16 protein-coding genes are annotated in these 21,834 nt (G+C 72.7%); 9 read left to right on the forward strand and 7 right to left on the reverse strand.

What is annotated here, in order from left to right; genetic code table 11:
- Nucleotides 1-65: 65 nt before the first annotated feature.
- The 5 genes from ABVB68_RS05075 to ABVB68_RS05095 all read left to right on the forward strand — a co-directional run bounded on the left by ABVB68_RS05075 (nt 66) and on the right by ABVB68_RS05095 (nt 6,830).
- Nucleotides 66-1,883: a methylmalonyl-CoA mutase family protein gene (locus tag ABVB68_RS05075; RefSeq protein WP_353599637.1), complete on the forward strand. Its 1,818-nt coding sequence runs from the start codon at nt 66-68 to the stop codon at nt 1,881-1,883.
- Nucleotides 1,883-4,057, forward strand: coding sequence for a methylmalonyl-CoA mutase (scpA, locus tag ABVB68_RS05080; protein WP_353599638.1), 2,175 nt, complete (start codon nt 1,883-1,885; stop codon nt 4,055-4,057). Before ABVB68_RS05075 ends, scpA begins: the two co-directional genes overlap by 1 nt.
- Before the next feature lie 6 nt (nt 4,058-4,063).
- Complete coding sequence (gene meaB / locus ABVB68_RS05085) at nt 4,064-5,068, forward strand: methylmalonyl Co-A mutase-associated GTPase MeaB (protein WP_353599639.1); 1,005 nt, start codon at nt 4,064-4,066, stop codon at nt 5,066-5,068.
- Nucleotides 5,069-5,222: 154 nt separating this feature from the next.
- Complete coding sequence (locus tag ABVB68_RS05090; protein ID WP_353599640.1) at nt 5,223-5,447, forward strand: hypothetical protein; 225 nt, start codon at nt 5,223-5,225, stop codon at nt 5,445-5,447.
- 462 nt (nt 5,448-5,909) lie between these two features.
- Entirely contained in the window at nt 5,910-6,830 is a 921-nt protein-coding gene (locus ABVB68_RS05095; protein WP_353599641.1) for a LuxR family transcriptional regulator, read from the forward strand.
- Nucleotides 6,831-6,953: 123 nt separating this feature from the next.
- Here the strand turns inward: ABVB68_RS05095 and ABVB68_RS05100 are convergent, their stop codons facing one another.
- Genes ABVB68_RS05100 through ABVB68_RS05125 form a run of 6 tightly spaced genes read right to left on the reverse strand, consistent with a single transcriptional unit; the run spans nt 6,954 to nt 13,231 of the window.
- Entirely contained in the window at nt 6,954-7,631 is a 678-nt protein-coding gene (locus tag ABVB68_RS05100; RefSeq protein WP_353599642.1) for a TRM11 family SAM-dependent methyltransferase, read from the reverse strand.
- A 4-nt stretch (nt 7,632-7,635) separates the two neighbouring features.
- Complete coding sequence (locus tag ABVB68_RS05105; RefSeq protein ID WP_353599643.1) at nt 7,636-8,901, reverse strand: MFS transporter; 1,266 nt, start codon at nt 8,899-8,901, stop codon at nt 7,636-7,638.
- Entirely contained in the window at nt 8,898-10,313 is a 1,416-nt protein-coding gene (locus tag ABVB68_RS05110) for an ATP-grasp domain-containing protein (protein WP_353599644.1), read from the reverse strand. Before ABVB68_RS05110 ends, ABVB68_RS05105 begins: the two co-directional genes overlap by 4 nt.
- Nucleotides 10,310-11,611, reverse strand: a complete 1,302-nt coding sequence (locus ABVB68_RS05115) for an ATP-grasp domain-containing protein (RefSeq protein WP_353599645.1) — start codon at nt 11,609-11,611, stop codon at nt 10,310-10,312. Before ABVB68_RS05115 ends, ABVB68_RS05110 begins: the two co-directional genes overlap by 4 nt.
- Complete coding sequence (locus ABVB68_RS05120) at nt 11,601-12,248, reverse strand: serine O-acetyltransferase (RefSeq protein WP_353599646.1); 648 nt, start codon at nt 12,246-12,248, stop codon at nt 11,601-11,603. Before ABVB68_RS05120 ends, ABVB68_RS05115 begins: the two co-directional genes overlap by 11 nt.
- Nucleotides 12,245-13,231 carry a PLP-dependent cysteine synthase family protein gene (locus tag ABVB68_RS05125; protein ID WP_353599647.1) on the reverse strand — a complete coding sequence of 329 codons (987 nt, stop codon included), beginning with the start codon at nt 13,229-13,231 and terminating at the stop codon, nt 12,245-12,247. Before ABVB68_RS05125 ends, ABVB68_RS05120 begins: the two co-directional genes overlap by 4 nt.
- Before the next feature lie 232 nt (nt 13,232-13,463).
- On the opposite strand from ABVB68_RS05125, the gene ABVB68_RS05130 reads away from it, so the two are divergent.
- From ABVB68_RS05130 to ABVB68_RS05145, 4 genes are all read left to right on the forward strand, one after another.
- On the forward strand, nt 13,464-17,444 hold the full coding sequence (locus ABVB68_RS05130; protein WP_353599648.1) for a non-ribosomal peptide synthetase family protein: 3,981 nt from the start codon (nt 13,464-13,466) through the stop codon (nt 17,442-17,444).
- Nucleotides 17,432-17,656 carry a tautomerase family protein gene (locus ABVB68_RS05135; RefSeq protein WP_353599649.1) on the forward strand — a complete coding sequence of 75 codons (225 nt, stop codon included), beginning with the start codon at nt 17,432-17,434 and terminating at the stop codon, nt 17,654-17,656. The genes ABVB68_RS05130 and ABVB68_RS05135 overlap by 13 nt, the downstream gene beginning before the upstream one ends.
- A 241-nt stretch (nt 17,657-17,897) precedes the next feature.
- The gene (locus ABVB68_RS05140) at nt 17,898-19,106 is read left to right on the forward strand and encodes a phospholipase D-like domain-containing protein (protein WP_353599650.1); all 1,209 of its coding nucleotides are present in this window, start codon (nt 17,898-17,900) and stop codon (nt 19,104-19,106) included.
- Nucleotides 19,107-19,161: 55 nt separating this feature from the next.
- Nucleotides 19,162-20,049 (forward strand): YihY/virulence factor BrkB family protein, encoded by an 888-nt coding sequence (locus ABVB68_RS05145; protein ID WP_353599651.1) that lies wholly within the window; start codon nt 19,162-19,164, stop codon nt 20,047-20,049.
- Nucleotides 20,050-20,060: 11 nt separating this feature from the next.
- On the opposite strand, the gene ABVB68_RS05150 is transcribed toward ABVB68_RS05145, so the two are convergent.
- Nucleotides 20,061-21,824: a thiamine pyrophosphate-dependent enzyme gene (locus ABVB68_RS05150; protein ID WP_353599652.1), complete on the reverse strand. Its 1,764-nt coding sequence runs from the start codon at nt 21,822-21,824 to the stop codon at nt 20,061-20,063.
- Nucleotides 21,825-21,834 lie beyond the last annotated feature (10 nt).

Below are 21,834 nucleotides of genomic sequence, written 5' to 3' on the forward strand. Positions count from 1 at the left end.
CAAGAGGAGAAAGCTCACAGCGCTCGCTGTGCACTCGGTTGAGCGGCCTGCCCTAGCATCCGAGCATGACGGTCCTGCCTGACGACGGGCTCTCACTGGCCGCCGAGTTCCCTGACGCGACACACGAGCAGTGGCAACGCCTGGTGGAGGGCGTGCTGCGCAAGTCGGGCAAGGAAGTCTCGGGCGCGGCAGCTGAGGAAGCTCTGTCCACGACGCTGGAGGACGGGCTGCGCACCCGCCCCCTGTACACGGCGCGCGACGCCGCACCCGACCCCGGCCTGCCCGGCTTCGCCCCGTTCGTGCGGGGCGGCCGCCCCGAGGGCGGCATCGCGGGCGGCTGGGACGTACGGCAGCGGCACACGACACTCCCCGGCGGTACGGCGGACGCCGTGCTGGCCGACCTGGAGAACGGCGTGACCTCGCTGTGGCTGGTGCTGGGCAGCGGCGGCATCCCGGTCCCCGAACTGGACCGGGCACTGGACGGCGTCCACCTCGACCTGGCACCCGTCGTGGTGGACGGGCACGGGGAGAGCGAGGCCGCGGCCGACGCCCTGCTCGGGCTGTACGAGGCACGGGGCGTCGACCCGAAGGCGGTACGCGGCAATCTGGGCGCCGACCCGCTGCGGTACGAGGCCCGCACCGGCACCCGGCAGGACTTCGCGCCCTTCGCCGCGCTGGCCGCGCGCTGCGCCGAGACCTACCCCGGACTGCGCGCGCTGACCGTGGACGCGCTGCCGTACCACGAGGCGGGCGGCTCGGCCGCGCAGGAGCTGGGCGCCTCCCTGGCCACCGGCGTGGCCTATCTGCGGGAGCTGACCGAGGCGGGGCTGACCGTCGAACAGGCCGCCGGTCAGCTCGAGTTCCGGTACGCGGCCACCGCCGACCAGTTCCTGACCATCGCCAAGCTGCGCGCGGCGCGCCGGCTGTGGGCGCGGGTCGCCGAGGTGTGCGGCGCGCCCGGCGCGGGCGCCCAGGTGCAGCACGCGGTGACCTCTCCGGTGATGATGGCCCGCCGCGACCCGTGGGTGAACATGCTCCGCACGACGGTGGCGACACTGGCGGCCGGGGTGGGCGGCGCCGACTCCGTCACCGTGCTGCCGTTCGACCACCCGCTCGGCCTGCCGGACGCGTTCGCCCGCCGTATCGCGCGCAACACCTCCACGATCCTGATCGAGGAGTCCCATCTGGCCCGCGTGATCGACCCGGCGGGCGGTTCCTGGTACGTCGAGCGGCTCACCGACGAACTCGCCCAGGCGGGCTGGGCGTTCTTCCGGTCCGTCGAACGCGACGGCGGCCAGGCGGCCGTCCTGCGTTCCGGCCGGCTGCGCACGGACCTGGCGACGACGTGGGCCGAGCGGAGCAAGAAGCTCGCCAAGCGGCGTGAACCCATCACGGGGGTCAGCGAGTTCCCGCTGCTGTCCGAGAGGCTGGTGGAGCGCGAGGCCGCCCCGGCGCAGCCGTCCGGCGGACTGCCCCGGGTCCACCGCGACGAGGCGTACGAGGAACTGCGCGCCCGCTCCGACGCGCACCTCGCGGCGACCGGCGCCCGGCCCCGCGTCTACCTCGCCACGCTCGGCTCCGCCAACGAGTACACCGCGCGCTCGACCTTCGCGTCCAACCTGTTCCAGGCGGGCGGCATCGAACCGGTCACCGGGGGCGGCTTCGCCGACAGCGGCGCCACCGAGGCCGTGCTGTGCTCCAGCGACGCCCGCTACGCCGAAGAGGCCGGGCGGACCGCCGAGTCGCTGCGCGCGGCGGGCGCACGGCACGTGTTCCTCGCGGGCCGCCCGGCCGAGTACCCGGGCATCGACTCGTACGTCTTCGCGGGCTGCGACGCCGTCGCCGTGCTGTCCGCGACCCTCGACCGCATGGGAGTGTCCTGATGGGAATCCCCGACTTCTCCGGCATCGAGCTGGGGACCCCGGTCGCCGGCGGCAGCGACGCGGAGTGGCGTACGGCCGTCAAGCGGGCCACCGGAGGCGAGGAGCCGCTGTGGGAGACCCCGGAGGGCATCGGGGTCAAGCCGCTGTACACCGGGCGCGACCTGGAGGGCCTGGACTTCCTGGGCACCTTCCCGGGCATCGCGCCGTACCTGCGCGGCCCGTACCCGACGATGTACGTCAACCAGCCCTGGACCATCCGCCAGTACGCGGGCTTCTCCACCGCCGAGGAGTCCAACGCCTTCTACCGGCGGAACCTGGCGGCCGGCCAGAAGGGCCTGTCGGTCGCGTTCGACCTGCCCACCCACCGGGGCTATGACAGCGACCACCCGCGGGTGACCGGTGACGTCGGCATGGCGGGCGTGGCCATCGACTCGATCTACGACATGCGGCAGCTGTTCGACGGCATCCCGCTGGACAAGATGACCGTGTCGATGACGATGAACGGCGCCGTGCTGCCGGTGCTGGCGCTGTACATCGTGGCGGCGGAGGAGCAGGGCGTACCGCCCGAGAAGCTGGCCGGAACCATTCAGAACGACATTCTGAAGGAGTTCATGGTCCGCAACACCTACATCTACCCGCCGAAGCCGTCGATGCGGATCATCTCCGACATCTTCGCGTACACCTCGCAGCGGATGCCCCGCTACAACTCGATCTCCATCTCGGGCTACCACATCCAGGAGGCCGGTGCGACCGCCGACCTGGAGCTGGCGTACACCCTCGCGGACGGCGTGGAGTACATCCGGGCGGGGCGGGAGGCCGGCCTGGACGTGGACGCGTTCGCGCCGCGGCTGTCGTTCTTCTGGGCGATCGGCATGAACTTCTTCATGGAGATCGCGAAGCTCAGGGCGGCCCGGCTGCTGTGGGCCAGACAGGTCTCCCAGTTCGAGCCGAAGAACAGCAAGTCCCTCTCGCTGCGCACCCATTCGCAGACCTCGGGCTGGTCGCTGACGGCGCAGGACGTGTTCAACAACGTCACCCGGACCTGCGTGGAGGCGATGGCCGCGACCCAGGGTCACACCCAGTCGCTGCACACCAACGCCCTGGACGAGGCCCTGGCGCTGCCGACCGACTTCTCGGCGCGCATCGCCCGCAACACCCAGCTGCTCATCCAGCAGGAGTCGGGCACCACCCGGGTCATCGACCCCTGGGGCGGCAGCGCCTACGTGGAGCGGCTCACGTACGACCTGGCGCGCAAGGCCTGGGCGCACATCCAGGAGGTGGAGCAGGCGGGCGGCATGGCGCAGGCCATCGACGCCGGCATCCCGAAGCTGCGCGTGGAGGAGGCGGCGGCCCGCACCCAGGCCCGCATCGACTCCGGGCGGCAGCCGGTGATCGGCGTCAACAAGTACCGCGTGGACACCGACGAGCAGATCGAGGTCCTCAAGGTCGACAACTCCTCGGTGCGCGCCCAGCAGATCGAGAAGCTGCGGCGGCTGCGGGCGGAGCGGGACGAGGCCGCGTGCCGGGACGCGCTGGACGCGCTGACCCGGGCGGCCGACGGCGACGGCAACCTGCTGGAGCTGGCGGTGCACGCCGCCCGCGCCAAGGCGACGGTCGGCGAGATCTCCGACGCCCTGGAGAAGGTGTACGGGCGGCACGCGAGCCAGATCCGTACGATCTCCGGCGTGTACCGCAACGAAGCAGGCCAGTCGCCCTCCGTGGACCGCACCCGTGCCCTGGTGGACGCCTTCGAGGAGGCGGAGGGGCGCCGGCCGCGCATCCTGGTCGCCAAGATGGGCCAGGACGGCCACGACCGCGGCCAGAAGGTGATCGCGACGGCCTTCGCCGACCTCGGTTTCGACGTGGACGTCGGCCCGCTGTTCCAGACGCCCGAGGAGGTCGCCCGGCAGGCGGTCGAGGCGGACGTGCACGTGGTCGGTGTGTCCTCGCTGGCCGCCGGTCACCTCACGCTCGTCCCGGCGCTGCGCGAGCAGCTCGCCGAGGAGGGCCGCGAGGACATCATGATCGTGGTCGGCGGGGTGATCCCGCCGCAGGACGTGCCGACCCTGCTGGAGATGGGCGCCACGGCCGTGTTCCCGCCCGGGACGGTGATCCCGGACGCGGCGTACGACCTGGTGCGGCGGCTGTCGGCCGACCTCGGCCACGACCTGTAGAGCCCGATGGCCGCGATCGATCTCGACACGTATGTGAAGGGTGTGCTCGACGGCAGGCGGGCCCTGGTGGCCCGCGCCGTGACGCTCGTCGAGTCCACCCGGCCCCAGCACCGGGTGCTGGCCCAGCGGTTGCTCACCGAGCTGCTGCCGCACAGCGGCCGGGCGCGGCGGATCGGCGTCAGCGGGGTGCCGGGGGTGGGCAAGTCGACGTTCATCGACGCCTTCGGCACCATGCTGACGTCGCTGGGCCACCGGGTGGCGGTCCTCGCGGTGGACCCCTCCTCGACCCGCACGGGCGGCTCCATCCTGGGCGACAAGACGAGGATGGAGCGGCTGGCGGTCGACCCGGCGGCCTTCGTGCGTCCCTCCCCCAGCGCGGGCACGCTGGGCGGGGTCGCGAAGGCCACCCGGGAGTCGATGGTGGTCATGGAGGCGGCCGGTTACGACGTGATCCTGGTGGAGACCGTCGGTGTCGGCCAGTCGGAGACCGCGGTCGCCGACATGGTCGACTCCTTCCTGCTGCTCACCCTGGCCCGCACCGGCGACCAGCTGCAGGGCATCAAGAAGGGCGTCCTGGAGCTGGCCGACGTGATCGCCGTCAACAAGGCGGACGGCCCGCACGAGCGTGACGCGCGCGCCGCCGCCCGGGAACTGGCGGGCGCGCTGCGGCTGATGCACGGCAAGGACGCGTTCTGGACGCCGCCCGTGCTGCACTGCAGCGCCCGGGAGCCGGCCGGTCTGGACACCGTCTGGGAGCGGCTGGAGCAGCACCGTGTGCTGCTCGACTCCACCGGCCGGCTCGCCGCCAAGCGGCGCGACCAGCAGGTCGACTGGACCTGGTCGATGGTCCGCGACGAACTGCTCGGCCGGCTGCACGCCGACCCGGCGGTACGCGAGGCCGCGCCGGACCTCGAACGGCAGGTGCGGGAGGGCCGGTTGACGGCGACGCTGGCCGCGGAACGCATCCTGGCGGCGTTCGAGGGGCGCGCGGATCCTCCGGCCGACACCTGACACGGCTCCCCCGGCCGACGCCTGAGCACGTGCGCGTCGCCCCCGCCGCGTCCGCGGGCCCTTCCGCGTCCGCGGACCCGCCGGGCCGTGTGCCGGAGCCGGGCCGGCCGACGGCGGATCCGTCCGCGGCCGTGGCGTTTCCTACACTCACCGGATGAACAACTACACGTGCACGCAATGCGGCACCGTCGGCCTGGTGGAGGGTTTCGTCGAGGACGCCGGCGAGCACTCCCGCGGATACGCGCGCTGGATCGAGGGCGCGTTGGAGCGGGGGATCTTCGGGGGTGCCAGGCGGATGGGCCGGCCCCGACGGCAGATCGAGGCGTACCGCTGTCCCGAGTGCGGGCACCTCGAACTGTTCGCCACCGGCGAGGCGTAGTCGGCTCCCGCCGCCCCGACGCCGGTCGAGCGCGTGGGTGCCCCGAGGGCGGACCGCGCGCGGCGGGCGGCGCGCGCCCCACGGCAGCCGGCGGTGCGGGCCGGCCGGGTGTCGGCGCGGTCACCGCCTCGTACGGCTGGAAGCCGTACCGAGTGCCCGTCGAGGATCCCTCGAGAGACCGCCGCTCGCGTTTGCGGCCGGCTGGGCGTTCACGAATGATGCCCGCAGGGGGCGAGACCTGCTGGTACGGGGTGGACCACGGGCGGCCGGCGACCGCGGGCCGCCATGAGGGTGCCGGGGTTTCGGGACGACAAGGGGAATCGGACAGCGGCAGCCGTCCTCGGCGGCTGCCCGGGGCTCCTGCTGATCTCGCCCGGCCACGCGTCGGGGCGGGGCCGCCGTCTTCCGGTACACCTCGCGGCCGTGGACGGTCTCCTCCTCGTCCACGGAAAGGATGACGACATGAGCCCAGGCAGTAGGCCGTCACGACCGGCCGTCGCCCCCGCCGACCCACCGGTGGAGTCCCTGCTGCGGATCGCCGACCAGCTCAGCGTCCTCGAGCGGTACGCCACCGAGACCGCCGGCCGGCTGGCCCTGTCCGGGGGCGCCGGCGGCGAAGGCGCCCCGACGCCGGGGACGGTCCGGTACCTCGACGGTGCGGCAGCCGTGCGGGACGCGGTCGACGAGGCGCTGTGGCGGGCCCGGCACGAGATCCTCGTGGCCCAGCCGGACGGCCCGGGCCCCGGAACCGGCCCGGACGGGGTGCACGCGGTGCTCCGCGACCCGCTGGCCCGCGGAGTCGCCATGCGCGCGCTCTTCCAGCACAGCTCGCGGTTCTCCGAACCCACCAAGAAGTACGTGCAGGGGGTCATGGAGTACGGCGTGGAGGTGCGTACGCTCCCCGAGTTCTTCGACCGGCTGATCGTCGTGGACGGCGGGACCGCGTTCATCCCCGGCGGCGAGCGCCGCCCCGGCGCGGTGCTGGTGCGGGACCGTGCCGTCGTCGCGTTCCTCGGTGACGTCTTCGAGAAGGCCTGGGTGCGGGCCGGGCGGTTCCCGTTCCGCCCGGTGCGGGCGGCGGACGCGGCCGGGGAGGTCGTGCCCGACACGCGCCGGGCCATCAAGTCGCTGCTGATCGAGGGCTGTTCCGACAAGGCGATCGCGCGCCGCCTCGGTCTGAGTCTGCGGTCCGTGCAGGGCCACATCGCGGCCCTGCGCGACCAGTACGGCGCCCAGCACCGCTTCCAGCTCGGGTACCGGATGGCACGCGCGGAGTACGCCGCCGCACCGACACCACCGGCCGAGTACGCCACCTCACCGACCCCACCGGCCGGGTCCGCCCCGGAGCCGGCGCCGGCGATGCATGTCCCTGCCTCGACGTGAACAGCGGTCCGCTGACGGCGGTGGTGGACGGTGGACGCCGGTCGGCGACGCCCACGCGGCACCGGCCGGGCCCGCCGCCGGGGCCGGCCCGGCAGGCCGCGGCGGCTGTCCGCGCCCGGCGTCTCAGCCGTCCTTCCGGGCCATCAGCAGGTACTCGTGCGACCGGTTGGTCCGCATCGGGTCGTCGTCGTCCTTGACCGGCCAGTCGTAGAGGTGGACGCGCTCGTCCCCCAGCGTCAGATGGCGGCCCAGTACGCGCGCGGCGTCCCAGGCCAGCGGCACGAACCGGTCCGCGATCCGCCGGTTCTGCACCGCGATGACCGCGTGGGCGCCCGGGCGCATCACCCGTGCCACGGCCGCGAACGCCTCGTCGAGCGCCGCCAGGTAGACGTCGTAGTCGCGCAGCGCGTACATCTGGCCGGGGTCGGGGGCGTCGACGTCCAGGGCGGTGCCGAAGTACGGCAGGTCGCACAGCACCAGGTCCACGGTGCCGGGGTCGAGCGGCGGCTTGCGGGCGTCGCCGCACAGCATGCGCTGCTCCGGGTAGCGGGCGACGCGCCGCTGGGCCTCCTGCGCGCGGGACGGGTTGATCTCGACGCCGACCCCGAGCCGCCCCTCGGCCGCGCAGGCCACCAGGGTGGTGCCCCACCCGGCGAACGGATCGAAGACCAGGTCGCCGGGCTCGGTCAGTTCGGTGATCAGCGGCCGCAGCTGACTGACCAGGCCGCTCTGTCCGGCGGTCGCCTCCTCGGCGAACTCCGGGTCCTCCGCGCCGAGCACGCGCCAACTGGATATCCCCATGGGGTCACGCAACCTTTCTGGTGGAGCCGGTCCGGGACACGGCCGGTACGGTCTCGGGCGGCACCGGATGCACCGCGGCCTGCGGCAGCCGGTGCTCCAGGCGCAGCACGCCCAGCGCGGAGCCGGTCGTGGCCGCCGCGAGCAGCAGCCACATACCGGTGGCGGACAGCGACAGCAGGGCCGTGAGCACGGTCGGCGCGAGCGCGATGGGCACCGCCCACGACAGCTGGTACACCGCGAGATGCCGGCCGCGGGTCTCCTCCGGCGCCGCCTGGGCCACCAGGGCGGAGGCTGTGGCGCCGTGCAGCAGCTCACCCGCGGTGAACGCGGCGGTCGCGGCGAACACCCCGGCGATCAGGGCCGCCCCGGTCGACAGGCTGCCGAGCACCGCGAAGGTGACGAAGGACAGCGCGAAGACGCTCGCGCCGAGCGCCACCGCACGCGTTCTGCGGTACCGGACGAGGACCCGGGTGACCGGGATCTGCAGAGTCGCGATACCGACCGTGTTGACCGCGTACAGGATGCCCACCAGCGAGACGGGGGCGTCCAGTTCGCGGGTGATGTACACCGGGAGGGCCACGGACAGCACCATGTAGGCGAAGGCCGTCGGGATGTTCAGCAGGGTCAGGCCCAGGAACGGGCGGTTGCGTGCCACCATCCGGTAGCCGCCCCGGCGGGAGATCCGGCCGCCCGCCGGCTGTGCCGGGGCGTCGGTGCGGATCGTGCTGAGCAGCGTGCCGGAGAGCAGGTAGCCGGCGGCCGCGCCGAGCACGACGAGGTAGAAGCCGGAGTCGTCGAGGGCGAGGGCCGCGCCCGCGAGCAGTCCGCCCAGGCCCAGCCCGGCGTTGCGCAGGCTGCGTTGCAGGGCGAGCAGCTTGTCCCGCTCGGTGCCGTGCACGATCTCCGCCACGAAGGACTGGATGGCCGGTGGGTAGGAGGTGTCGCCCAGGGCGACGGGCAGCAGCACCGCGAACATGGTCACGCCGTTGTCGACCAGGGGGTAGGTGCAGAACGCCGCGGCGCGCAGCACGTATCCGCCGACCAGGACGGCTCGGGCGCTGAAGCGGTCGATGAGGACGCCGGCGACCGGGTTGCTCACCAGGCCGACCACCGAGGCGGCCGTCACGATGGCGCCGACCTGGGTGAGCGGCAGACCGGTGACGTGGTGGAAGTACAGGAGCGACAGCGGCAGGTACATGCCGCTGCCGGTCGCGTCCACGATCATGCCCAGCATGTACCTGACGCGCACGGACGACGTCTTCCGCGTCATGACGCCTCCGTCTGCCCGGAGCGCGGCTCGTGCCCGGCCCGTGCGTGGTCCTCGGGCGAGTGCCCGGCCGGTGTGAGGTCCCCCGGCTCGTGGCCGGCCGGTGTGAGGTCCCCCGGCGGCGGCACGATCTGCGTCGCGGCGATGATCCGGTCGCCGAGGGCGCGCAGTCTGCGCTCGCATGCGGCGCGGGTCGGGGCCGAGCCGACGGCGGCCGTCAGGAAGTCCGCGGAGCCGGAGGCGGGGGCGATCACCTGGCCCTCCTCGGCGAAGAGCCAGAAGCCCTTCACCCACTCCTCCTCGGGTGGGGCGGGCAGGGATCGTACGAGGCCGGGCCGCTTCATCGTGAGCACCTGCCCCGACATGCAGCGCGGCCGCGGTGGCACCCCGTCACCGGTCACGCCCTCGACCGCGGGCAGGGAGAGGCCGGCCTCCGCGCGGGTCACCTGCACGGCCAGCTGGATGCCGAAGAGGGTCTCGAAGACCTCCCGGATCTTCGCGCCGCCCGAGCGGCCCGCTATCTCGCACAGCACCAGGCGGTCGTCGGGTGTGTGGAAGACCTCCGCGTGGAAGGCGTGGGTGCGCAGCCGGCCGTCCGCGGGCTTCAGGGCCGCCAGGGTCTGCTCGACGAGGGCGAGCAGCCGTGGGGTGAGCGGGTCGTCCACGTCCAGGGTCAGGTCGACCCGGGGTCCGGGGTCGGCCCCGAAGGAGGCCAGCTCGTACTGGTACTGGGAGGGCCAGGCGGCCACGGTGCGGCCGTCCACCACCAGCCCGTCGACGTGGCACATCCGCCCGGGCACGTAGGCCTCGATGAGCAGGTCGTCCCGGGCGCCGTCCCGGTAGGCCGACGCGAGCCGCCGCTCCAGCTCGTCACGGTCGGCGATGACGCTCAGGCCGATGGAGTTGTAGCCCGACCGGTGCTTGAGCACCACGGGGAAGCCGTGCCGTTCGGCGAAGTCGCGGGCCTGTCCGGCGGTGCCCGGCACGATGTGCGGGGCGACCTCGATGCCGGCCCGCCGGGCCAGCCCCTTCATCAGGGCCTTGTCGCGGAACGGAGTGATGTCGGCGCTCCACGCGCCGTCCAGGCCGAGGTGTTCGCGCAGCCGGGCGGCGAGGGCGATGTCCGCCTCGTGGTGGGCGACGACGTGGGTGATCCGGTACTTCTCGGCGAGGGCGAACGCGCGGGCCGGCACCGCTTCGTCGTCGAGGGTGTCGAACAGTTCGAGGTGGGTGAAGTCGTGGTCGGCGTCGCCCGGCACCTCCTCGCCGGCCAGCTCGATCTTGTCGCGGGCGGCGAGGACGACGATGTCGCCCGCGTACGGTGTCCGGTCGCCGATGCCGGGGGCGTCGCCGTCGAGCCAGCGGCGGTAGGGGAACGCGGCGAAGGGATTGCGGTGCAGGACGAGGACGCTCATGCGGGGCTCACCGTCCGGTCGCTCACCGCGGCCGCTTCGGCGAGGCCGGGCCGGCCGTCGGGGTCCTTCACCCGGACCTTGACCACGTCGCCGACGAGTTCGGCGCCCCGCCGGATCGCCGCCGTGGTGTCCTCACCCGTCACGGCGACCAGTCCGAGGCGGTCCCAGTTGTCCCGCAGGGGGCGGACCGTCTCGCCCGGCTTGGCACTGATGCGCACCGCGAGCACGTCGGCGAGGGCCTGTGCCTCAGTGACGCCCTCCACCGACTCCACGATGTCGCCCGGCCGTCCCACCAGGGACCGTACGGCGGCGCCGCCGTGTGCCTCGGGCCGGTCGGGGAGTTCCTCGGCCAGGCCGAAGGGCGCGGCGAGGGCGAGCTTGACCGTGTCGATGCCGTAGACGCTGTGCACCAGGTCGGTGATGGCGTCGCCGGCGATCCGGTTGTGGCTCTCGATGACGCGCGGGCCGCGCTCGCCGATCCGGATCTCGGTGTGGCACACGCCGTCCTTGACGCCGAGCCGGTCCAGGAAGGCGCCGACGGTGTCGCGTACCCGCTCCTCGACCGCGGCGGCGAGCCGGGCGGGGACCGCGTGGCCCAGTTCGGCGAAGTGCGCGGGGTCGGTGAACTTCTCGGTGACGGCGATGATCACATGGCGCCCGGCGGAGCTGAAGGACTCCACGCTGTACTCGGGGCCGTCGAGGTACTCCTCCATCAGGAAGTCCTGCAGCAGCATCAGCGTCGAGACCCGGTCCGTCCGGGTGCCCGAGAGCCGCCGCACCTCGGCCCAGACCCGGTCGGCGTCGGCGGGTCCGTCGAGGCGGTGCACGCCGATACCGGCGGTGGCGTCGGTCGGCTTCACGATGAAGGGGTAGCCGTACCGCTCCCCGAACACGTCCAGGTCCTCGCGGACGCGCAGCGGCCGGGCGCGGACCGCGTCGGGGTCCAGCCCCGCCAGGTGCTCGCGCATGACCACCTTGTCGCGGAAGCGCCGGGTCACCTCGTAGCCGGTGCCGCCGAGGCCGAAGAGGTCGTTGACGCGGGCGGCGTTCTCCAGTCCGGGCTCGGTGATCGAGGTGGCGGCGGCGAAGCCCGGGGTGTCCATGAGCCGCCGGGCTATCGGTTCCACCAGGTCCCAGCGGGTGTAGTCGACGACCTCCACGAGGTCGGCGAGGCGTTCCTGCTCCGCGTTGATCTTGGTGGGGTGCTGCAGCAGCAGGACGTGCAGGCCCAGCTGCTTGGCCTTGGCCACCGTTTCGTCGGTGGCGCCGACGAGGAGCAGTGAACGCTCAGGGTTCATGGGTCCGTTCCGATCCGTTCCGGTGTGGGGGCTGCTCGTCCGCGCGCGGGCCGGCCGCGGCGGCGGGGGGTCGGGGCACCTGGTCGACGACCGCCTGTGGAGCGCGTACGTGGCCGCCCTTGGGCACATCGCCGAGCACCAGGGACATCGCGCCGATCAGGGCGTCGTCGCTGACGGTGATGGGCCCGAGCAGGGTGGCTCCGGCGCCGACCGTCACGCCGTTGCCCAGGCGCGGGTGGCGCCGGGTGCCGGGCCGGGCGTGCTCCTGCTCGTGCCACCAGCCGAAGGAGCCGAGCGTGACCTGGTGGAAGAGCGAGACGTCGTCCCCGATGACGGCGGTCTCACCGACCACGACCCCGCTGCCGTGGTCGACGAAGAACCGCCGGCCGATCTGGGCGCCCGGATGGATCTCGATGCCTCCGGTGAGCACCTTGGTGGCCGTGGACACCAGCCGGGCGGCGGTGTGACGGCCGTGCCGGTAGAGGTAGTTGCCGGTGCGGTGGCCCAGCAGGGTCAGCACGGTCGGGTGCAGCAGCGCCTCGGTGCGGGACCGGACCGAGGGGTCACGGGTGACGACGACGTCGAGTGTCTCCCGGATCCGCCGGCGCAGCGAGCGCGCGTCGCGCACGGCGCTCACCGGACCGGCTCCGCGGCGGTGCCGGTGTCCGGTCCCGGCACCCGGTCCGCCTCGGGCCACCAGCTGAGGTAGCGCTCCCCGGTGTCGGGGAACACGGTGACGACCGTGGCGCCGGCCAGGTCGTGCCGGCGCGCCAGCTCGACGCAGCCGTGGGCGGCGGCGCCGGAGGAGACGCCGACCAGCAGCCCGGTGGCGGCGGCGATGGCGCGGGTGGTGGCGGCGGCGTCCTCGTCCGCGACGACGATCACCTCGTCGATGACCTCGACATCGGTGACCGGGCTGGTGAATCCGCCGTTCAGGCCGGGGATCCGGTGCGGTCCCGGCTCGCCGCCGGAGAGCAGGGGCGAGCCGGCTGGCTCTACCGCCACGACCCGCAGGTCCGGGTTGCGCTCGCGCAGGTAGTGGGCGATCCCGGTCAGGGTGCCGCCGGTGCCGACACCGCACACCAGATGGTCGACGCGGCCGCCGGTGTCGCGCCAGATCTCCGGGCCGGTCGTCTCGTAGTGGGCCCGTACGTTGTCGGGGTTCAGGTGCTGGGCCGCGTACCAGGAACCGGGGGTGTCGGCGTGCAGTTTCTCGGCGCGCTCCACACAGCCGGCGAAGCCGAGGGTGTGGTCGGTGAACTCGACGTCGGCGCCCAGCATCCGCAGGGTCAGCAGGCGCTCCCCGGAGGCGTTGTCCGGGAGCACGATCCGGCAGGCGTAACCACGGGCGGCGGCCAGGGCGGCCAGGGCGATCCCGGTGTTGCCCGAGGTGGACTCGATGACCGTCCCGCCGGGCCGCAGCGCCCCGGACTCCTCGGCGGCGCGCAGCATGAACAGGGCGGCCCGGTCCTTGATGCTGGACAGCGGGTTGGCCGCCTCCAGCTTGGCCAGCACCCGCGCGTCGGCGGGCAGGTGGGGCAGTGCCAGCCGCAGCAGCGGGGTGTTGCCGACGAGGTCCTCGAGTGAGCCGACGACACCGGCGGTGGTTGTACGGGTCACGGGCCCCTCCGGATCAGTTCCGCTCGACACCGGTCATGGGTGTCCGTGTGCTTCCGCGCGTGGCATGCGCTCTGGCAAAATCTGCCGCTCCCCGTGCGCCTTGGCCACGCCGCGCATGGTTCGGGTTGCCGCATTGCACTGATTGCGGGGGTCCTTCGTCACGCCAGGTCTGGCTCAAATCCGTACGTTCGAGCGCGAGGTCGAAGACCGATTCGCATACGGGGGTACGTAGATGAAGACCCGGGACGTCACCGAGACATGTCTGCCCGATCTGCTGGGCGCGCAGGCTCTCGCCCGCCCCAACGACATCGCCGTGATCCACGAGGGGGAATCGCTCACTTTCCGTGAGTTGGCCGACGAGGCCGAGGACGTGGCACGTTGTCTGCACCACCTGGGGGTCGGCGCGGACGTCGGCGTGGGGCTCTTCGTCGAGCCCTCGCTGGACCTGATGATCGGCGTCTGGGGGATCCTGCGCGCCGGCGGGGCCTATCTGCCGCTGTCCCCCGACTACCCGGAGGAGCGCATCCGCTACATCGCGCAGGACGCCCGGCTCGGGGTGGTCCTCACGCAGGAGTCCCTGCGGGACCGGCTGGCGGGGTTCCTTCCCGGGGACACGGTCGTCATCACCCTCGACGACGTGGTGGAGTTCGCCAAGGGGCGGCCCGGGACGGATCCGGCGGAGCTGCCCGCGGGCCCGCGTCCGGCGGACCTGGCGTACGTCATCTACACCTCGGGCAGTACGGGCCGGCCCAAAGGGGTGATGATCGAACACCGCTCCATCGCGCACCAGATGCGCTGGCTCGCCGACGCCTTCGGGCTGGACGCGGGCAAGACGGTCCTGCAGAAGACGCCGGTCAGTTTCGACGCCGCGCAGTGGGAGATCCTGGCGCCGGCGTGCGGCAGCCGGGTCGTGGTCGGCTCCGGTGGCATCCACCGCAACCCCGCACGGCTGATCGAGACCGTCACCCGGCACGCCGTCACGACCCTGCAGTGCGTGCCCACCCTTCTGCAGGCCCTCCTCGACACCGACGAGTTCGGGAGCTGCACGTCGCTCACCCACCTCTTCAGCGGCGGCGAGGCGCTGTCCCGGACGCTCGCCAGGGAGCTGACCCGGACCCTGCCCGGGGCCGCGCTGGTCAACATCTACGGCCCCACCGAGTGCACCATCAACACCTCGGCGCACACGGTCGACCCCGCCACCCTCGACGAGGGCCCCGACGCCGTTCCGATCGGCACCCCCGTGCCGGGCCTGAGCTACCACGTCCTGGACCCCGAGGGCCGCCCCGTGGGGCCCGGTGAGACCGGCGAACTGTACATCTCCGGCATCCAGTTGGCCCGGGGTTACCTGAATCGGCCGGAGCTGACCGCGGAGCGCTTCACGCCGATGCCGGCATCGCTGCCGCCGGCCCCCGGGGCCACACCGGGCGCGGGGACGGGTGGGACCGGTCACGACCGGGCCGCGGAGACGGGTGGGACCGGTCACGGCCGGCTGTACCGTACCGGTGATCTGGCCCACTGGAACGCCGACGGCACCGTCCAGTTCGTGGGCCGGGTCGACAACCAGGTCAAGCTGCGCGGCTTCCGGATCGAGCTGGACGAGGTACGCCTGGCCATCGAGGCGCACGACTGGGTGAAGAACGCCGCCGTGCTGGTGCGCACCGACCGGCGCACGGGCAGCCCGAACCTGGTCGCCTGCATCGAACTCAGCCCGCGCGAGGCGGCGTTGATGGACCAGGGCGTGCACGGCGACCACCATGTGTCGAAGTCGTCCAAGCTCCAGGTCAGGGCCCAGCTGTCGAACCCGGGTGTGCGGGACGCGGCCGACCTGGCCGGGCGGCCCACCGTGCGGCTGCCCGGCGCGGTCGCCGGTCCCGGGCAGCGGCGCCGGGCCTTCGCCCGCAAGACCTACCGGTTCTTCGAGGGCGACCGGCTGGAGGCGTCGGACGTGCCGGCGGCGCTGGCACGGCGCACCGAGGGCACCGGATCCCGTCGCCCCGAAGAGCTGAGCCTGGACGAACTCGGCTCCATCCTGCGCAACTTCGGGCAGTTCCTGAGCGAGGAACGCCTGTTGCCGAAGTACGCCTACGCCTCCCCCGGCTCCCTCTACCCGACGCAGCTCTACCTGGAGCTGGCCGGGATCGACGGGCTGGCCGCGGGCACCTACTACTACCACCCGGTCCACCACGAACTGGTGCTGATACTCCCCGGTGAGGCGGCCGCGGAGCCCGGGGTGCGGGTGCACTTCATCGGCCGCAGGTCGGCGATCGAGCCGGTGTACAAGAAGAACCTCCAGGAGGTCATGGAGCTCGAGGCCGGGCACATGGCCGGCCTGTTCGACGAGGTGCTGCCCGCCCACGGCCTGGCTCTGGACGAGGCGCCGTACGACGCCGGTCCGGCGCGGCCGCTGCCGGGCTGTGCCGCGGACGACCACCACCTGGGCTCCTACGTGCTGGTGCCCTGGACCCCGGCACACGCGCAGGCACCCGCGCACGACTCGCTCGACGTCTACGTGCAGTTCCACCCGGGCAGCAGGGCCGGGCTGCCCAGCGGCCAGTACCGGTACCGGGCGGGCCGGCTGCGGAGGATCAGCGACGAGCTGGTCCTCAAGCGCCATGTGGTCGCCATCAACCAAGCGGTGTACGAGCGTTCCGGATTCGGCGTCACGTTCGTCAGCCGCGCCGCCGAGCAGGGCAGGGAGCGGTGGAGCTACCTGGATCTGGGCCGCGCGCTGCAGCACCTGATGATGAACTCGCACAACCTGGGCTTCATGTCGGCGGGTTACAGCTCCCGCGGCGGGGACGACCTGCCCGCGGCACGGCGCATGGCGGCGATCCTGCGGGAGACGGGGCAGCCGGTCGGGCCTTCGTACTTCTGCGTCGGCGGCACGGTCAGCTGGGAGCAGATGCGGCACGAGGGCATGCACGAGGACCAGGTGCACATGAAGGGGCCGGAGGAGCTGATCCGGGAGGATCTCCTCGCCTCCTTGCCCGAGTTCATGCTGCCCAGCCAGATCCTGATCCTGCCCGGGCTGCCGCACACCCCCAACGGCAAGCTGGACGTGCGGGCCCTGGAGAAGCACGTCGACGAGGCGGCCGAACACGCCCCACCGGTGGTCGGGCCCCGCGACCGGGTCGAGGCACGGCTGTGCGACCTGTGGAGGACGGCGCTGAAGCGGGAGTCCGTCTCCGTGCACGACGACTTCTTCCGGCTCGGCGGGAACTCGCTGATCGCGGTCGCGCTGGTCAAGCGGATCAACGAGGCGTTCGGCTGCAGCATGCCGCTGCAACTGCTGTTCGAGGCGCCGACGGTGGCGAAACTGGCGGAGGCGGTCAGCGCCCCGGCCGCCGTCGTCGCCTCCCGGCTCGCTCCGCTGCGCACCGAGGGCGGCAAGCCGCCGGTGTTCTGCTGGCCGGGGCTCGGCGGCTTCACGATGAACCTGCGGCTGCTCGCGGCCCGCGCCCCCGGGGAACGGCCGGTCTACGGCGTCCAGGCGCACGGCATCAACGAGGGCGAGACGCCGTTCTCCTCCATCGAGGAGATGGCCGCCGCCGATGTCCTGGCGCTGCGGCGGGTCCAGCCGACGGGCCCCTACACCCTGTGGGGCTACTCCTTCGGCGCGCGGGTGGCCTTCGAGACGGCGTGGCAGCTGGAGCAGTCGGGCGAGCGGGTGGAGCAGCTGTTCCTGCTGGCACCGGGGGCGCCGCGGGTGGCGGGCGCCCCGCGGACGGCGGCGGGCGCGGCGGTGGCCGACTTCACCGATCCCGTCTTCACCACCATCCTCTTCTCCGTCTTCGCCGGCACGACGAGCGGCCCGGGACTTGCCGAGTGCCTGCACGAGGCGAGCGACGCGGAGGGCTTCGCCCGGTTCATCGAGCGCCGGTACCCGCAGCTCGATCCGGCGCTGATCCGCCGGGTGGTGACCGTGGTCCGCCGCACCTACGGGTTCACCTACGACCACGTCGACACGGCCGCGCGCCGGGTCTCGGCGCCCGTCACGGTGTTCCGCGCCCGGGGCGACGAACCCTCCTTCATCGAACGCGCCCCCGGCCACACGGCGGCTGCGCCCACGATCGTCCAGCTCGAGACCGACCACTACGGGGCGCTGCGGGATCCGGGCGTCGACGAGCTGGCCAAGGCGCTGCGGCGGGCCACACCACGGCCGGCGGCAGGCTCCGCGACACGACAGACAAGGAAGCTCTCATGCCGCACGTGACCATCCAGCACTTCCCCAAGTCCCTCACCGCCGAGCAGTTGTCCCGGCTGGTGGACCAGGTGACGGCCGTCGTCCAGGAGGCGTTCGAGGTCGAGGAGTCCGCGATCTCCATCGCCCTGGCGCCCGTCAGCCCCGAGGACTGGGACACGCGGGTCTACCAGCCCCACATAGCCGCACACCGCGAGGAACTGGCGAAGGCACCGGGCTACTGACGGGCTCGCGCCCGGGATACCCCGCACTCATCGGCGGCCGGTGCCGACGCGCAGGCGCGGCATCCGGCGGCCGATGGGCTGTCCGCCCGGCACGACCACCTGCGGACGGCCGTTCACCCTCCGGCAGCCGCGGTCCCAGCGGACGGCCGGAGTGACACCGTTCAGGCGGGGCAGATGGTTGTTCGGGCTCGTCCGGTAGCCCCGTGACGTACTGCCTTCATGGTCCAGTGGGAGATTCGGCGTGATACTCGACGGCATACCCGCACCCGCCGCCGGCGACAGCGTGACCGACGCGGCAGCGCGCAAGCAGCGCCTGCGCCGTCGCCTGGAGCGGCTGATCGGCGTGGCCGCCACCGAGGGCAACGACCTGGTGCCGCTGCGCAACGGCGACGAGATCTTCCCCGCGATGCTCGGGGCGATCCGTGAGGCCCGGCACACCATCGACATGATGACGTTCGTCTACTGGCAGGGCCAGATCGCCCACGACTTCGCCGCCGCGCTGGCCGAACGGGCCCGCGCGGGGGTGCGCGTGCGGCTGCTGCTCGACGGCTTCGGTGCCAAGCAGATCGAACGGCGGCTGCTGGACCTCATGAGCGAAGCCGGCGTCCAGGTGGCCTGGTTCCGCAAGCCCGTGTGGCTGTCGCCGTTCAAGCAGAACCACCGCTGCCACCGCAAGGCGCTCATCGTCGACGAGCACACCGCCTTCACCGGCGGCGTCGGCATCGCGGAGGAATGGTGCGGCGACGCCCGCGATCCCGGCGAGTGGCGCGACACCCACGTCCAGGTGCGCGGACCGGCGGTGGACGGCATCGCCGCCGCGTTCGCCCAGAACTGGGCCGAGTGCCACGACGAGCTCTTCGACGACCGCGACCGGTTCACCGAGCACCCGCAGGCCGGCTCGTCGATCGTCCAGGTCGTGCGCGGCTCGGCCAGCATCGGCTGGCAGGACATGCAGACCCTCGTGCGGGTCATGCTCGCCTCCACCGAGGAACGGTTCCGTCTGGCCACCGCCTACTTCGCCCCCGACACCTACTTCGTCGACCTGCTGTGCCGGACCGCGCGCCGTGGGGTACGCGTGGAGATCCTGCTGCCCGGCCCCCACACCGACCAGCGGGCCTGCCAGCTCGCCGGCCAGCACCATTACACGCGCCTGCTGGAGGCAGGCGTGCGCATCTACCAGTACCAGCCGACCATGATGCACGCCAAGATCATCACCGTGGACTCCGTCGCCTCCCTGATCGGTTCCACCAATTTCAACCGCCGGTCCATGGACCACGACGAAGAGGTGATGCTCGCCGTCCTGGACGCGGAGTTCACCGCCTCGCTCGACCGCGACTACGACGCGGACCTGGAGCGCAGCGTGGACATCGACCCCGCACGATGGAGACGCCGGGCGATGCTGCAACGCGCCAAGGAGGCCGCGGTCACCCCCATCAGGCGCTTCCTGTGAGCCGGCCCGCGGTCCTGGCGCGAACCGGCGCCCCTCGCGTGAGAGCATCCGCGTCATGAAGAATGCGGACGGCCACTGGGCCCGGTGGTGGGCGGCGCTGCGCCGGACGCCGGTGGCCGTCTGGAACGACGACGTCACGGACTGGGCCGCCGCGCTGACCTATTACGCGGTGCTGGCCCTGTTCCCCCTGCTGCTGATGATCCTCTCGATCCTGGGCCTGACCGTGCCCACGGCCAAGCCGGAGGTCATCGACCGCATGGCGCAGGCCGCCCCGACCACGTCCCGCTCGCTGCTGCGCAGCACCCTGCAGCAGATGGCCGGACAGTCGTCGACGGCCTGGACCCTGATCTTCGTGGGCGGGTCGGGAGCCCTGTGGTCGGGATGCAGCTATCTGAGCGTCTTCCGCCGGGCGCTGCACTCCATGCACCGCACGAGCGCGCACCGCCCTGTCTGGCGCACCGCTCCGCGCATCGTCGCCACGGCCCTCGTGCTGATCTCCCTGCTCCTCACGTCCACCCTCGCGCTGTTCCTCACCGGCGGCCTGGCCCGGCGTCTGGGCCGGGTGCTGGATCTGGGTACCGTGCCGCAGGCCGCCTGGGACACCCTGCGGTGGCCGGCCGTGGCCGCGGTCGCCGTCGCCCTGGTGCTCGTCCTGTACCGTTCGGGCCCCGCGCCCTCCCGCCCGGCCGGGAAGATGGCGCCCGGCGGCGCACTGGCGGTGGTGCTCCTGCTGGCCGTCTCGGTCGGGTTCGCGGTCTACACCGCTCATGTCAGCGCCTACCACCGGCTGTACGGTTCACTGGCGGGGGTCGTGGTCTTCCTGGTCTGGCTGTGGCTGTCCAACCTGGCTCTTCTGGTGGGCGCCCAGTTCAACGCGGAGCTGGCGAAACCCACGCCGAGGCAACGGGCGGCCCTTCCGGAACCGGCGGCGGGCCGCCCGTAGCCTCCGGCCGGTCAGTCCCCGCCCGGTTCCCCGTGGCTGCGTACGATCTCCTTCACCTTGGCCACCGCGAACCCCCAGCCCTGCTCGACGGTGGGCTTGGCCGGCACCGCGATCTCCTCGGGGTTGGTGAGGACGTCGAGCAGGACCGGGCCCGGGGTGCCGAAGGCCCGTCGTACCGCGCTCTCCAGGTCGGCCGGGTCCGTCACGCGGATCCCGGTGATGCCCATGGACTCGGCCACGGCGGCGAAGTCGGGGTTGTCGAGCACGGTGCCGAACTCGGGCAGTCCGGCCTGCTCCTGTTCCAGCTTGACCATGCCCAGCCGGCGGTTGTCGAAGACGACGAGCTTGACGGGAAGGCGGTACGTCTTCAGGGTCATGAGGTCGCCGAGGAGCATGCTCAGCCCGCCGTCACCGCAGAAGGCCACGACCTGCCGCTCGCGGTCCAGGCTCTGGGCGCCCAGGGCCTGGGGCATGGCGTTGGCCATCGAGCCGAGGTTGTAGGAGCCGATGAGGCGCCGCTCGCCACGCATCTCGACGAAGCGGGACAGCCACACCGTGGCCATGCCGGTGTCGGAGGTGAAGACGGCGTCGTCGGCGGCGATCCGGTCGACGGCCGCGGCCAGGGCTTCGGGGCGGATGTCGTGGTCGCGGTTGTCCAGCGCGGAGCGGATGCGGCCCACGACGCCCTTGTCGTGCGACGGGTCGGCGAGCCGGGCCTGACCCGTGCGCCACCCCTCGAAGCGTTCACGCGCCTTCTCCAGGTGCGAGCGGTCACGTGCGCCTCCGGACCCGGCGGGCGCGGCGGCGAGGTGCTCCAGAAGGTCGCGTACGGTGGCGCCGGTGTCCCCCACGAGCCCGATCTCGACGGGTACCCGGCGTCCGATGTGGGTGGCCTCGGTGTCCACCTGGATCACGGTCCGGCCCTCGGGATACCAGTCCCGGTAGGGGAAGTCCGTGCCGAGCAGCAGGAGGGTGTCCGCGTCCTGGAGGGCCGACGCGGCCGCGGGGTTGCCGATCAGCCCCGTCTGGCCGACCTGGAAGGGGTTGTGGTCGCCCTCGAAGCCCGCCTTGGCCTTCAGTGTGAGCACCATCGGCGCGGCCAGGCGGTCGGCGAGGGTCAGGACGTCCTCGCGCGCGGCCCGGGCGCCCTCCCCGACGAGCAGGGTGACCCGTTCTGAGCGGTCGAGGAGTTCCGCGGCGCGGCGGACGGCCGACCCGTCCGGCCGGCTCACCGGAGCGTTCAGGGAGAAGCGGGCCGGACGGTCGGCGGTCAGTTCCCGCTCGCCCAGATCGCCCGGCACGGTGAGGACGGCGACGCCCTTGCGGCCCAGTGCGTGCCGCACCGCCGTCTCCAGCATCTGCGGAAGCTGGTCCGGAGAGGTGATGGTCGCGCGGAAGACGGCCACGTCGCTGAAGAGGGCGTCGTTGTCGACCTCCTGGAAGTAGTCGCTGCCGAGTTCGGCGAGCGGTACCTGACCCGCGATCGCCAGGACCGGGGCATGGCTCTTGGCCGCGTCGTACAGCCCGTTGAGGAGGTGGACGGAACCGGGTCCGACCGTGCCCATGCACACGCCGAGCGTGCCGGTGAGCTGTGACTGGGCGCTCGCGGCGAACGCCGCCGCCTCTTCGTGCCGGCAGCCCACCCACTCCAGGCCCTCGGTCGTGCGGATGGCGTCCGTCAGGGGGTTGAGTGCGTCTCCGACGACGCCGAACACCTGGCGTACGCCGAGCTCGCTCAGCGCGTCCACCATGACGCGGGCAACAGTACGGGCCACGTGAGTCCTC

The sequence above is a fragment of the Streptomyces sp. NPDC096012 genome (genome assembly GCF_040426375.1).
In the GTDB taxonomy this organism is placed as follows: domain Bacteria; phylum Actinomycetota; class Actinomycetes; order Streptomycetales; family Streptomycetaceae; genus Streptomyces.

Coding starts and splice junctions, on each gene's coding strand:
- ABVB68_RS05075 (WP_353599637.1), top strand. CDS start 66: ATGACGGTCCTGCCTGACGACGGGCTCTCACTGGCCGCCGAGTTCCCT.
- scpA (WP_353599638.1), top strand. CDS start 1,883: ATGGGAATCCCCGACTTCTCCGGCATCGAGCTGGGGACCCCGGTCGCC.
- meaB (WP_353599639.1), top strand. CDS start 4,064: ATGGCCGCGATCGATCTCGACACGTATGTGAAGGGTGTGCTCGACGGC.
- ABVB68_RS05090 (WP_353599640.1), top strand. CDS start 5,223: ATGAACAACTACACGTGCACGCAATGCGGCACCGTCGGCCTGGTGGAG.
- ABVB68_RS05095 (WP_353599641.1), top strand. CDS start 5,910: ATGAGCCCAGGCAGTAGGCCGTCACGACCGGCCGTCGCCCCCGCCGAC.
- ABVB68_RS05100 (WP_353599642.1), bottom strand. CDS start 7,631: ATGGGGATATCCAGTTGGCGCGTGCTCGGCGCGGAGGACCCGGAGTTC.
- ABVB68_RS05105 (WP_353599643.1), bottom strand. CDS start 8,901: ATGACGCGGAAGACGTCGTCCGTGCGCGTCAGGTACATGCTGGGCATG.
- ABVB68_RS05110 (WP_353599644.1), bottom strand. CDS start 10,313: ATGAGCGTCCTCGTCCTGCACCGCAATCCCTTCGCCGCGTTCCCCTAC.
- ABVB68_RS05115 (WP_353599645.1), bottom strand. CDS start 11,611: ATGAACCCTGAGCGTTCACTGCTCCTCGTCGGCGCCACCGACGAAACG.
- ABVB68_RS05130 (WP_353599648.1), top strand. CDS start 13,464: ATGAAGACCCGGGACGTCACCGAGACATGTCTGCCCGATCTGCTGGGC.
- ABVB68_RS05135 (WP_353599649.1), top strand. CDS start 17,432: ATGCCGCACGTGACCATCCAGCACTTCCCCAAGTCCCTCACCGCCGAG.
- ABVB68_RS05145 (WP_353599651.1), top strand. CDS start 19,162: ATGAAGAATGCGGACGGCCACTGGGCCCGGTGGTGGGCGGCGCTGCGC.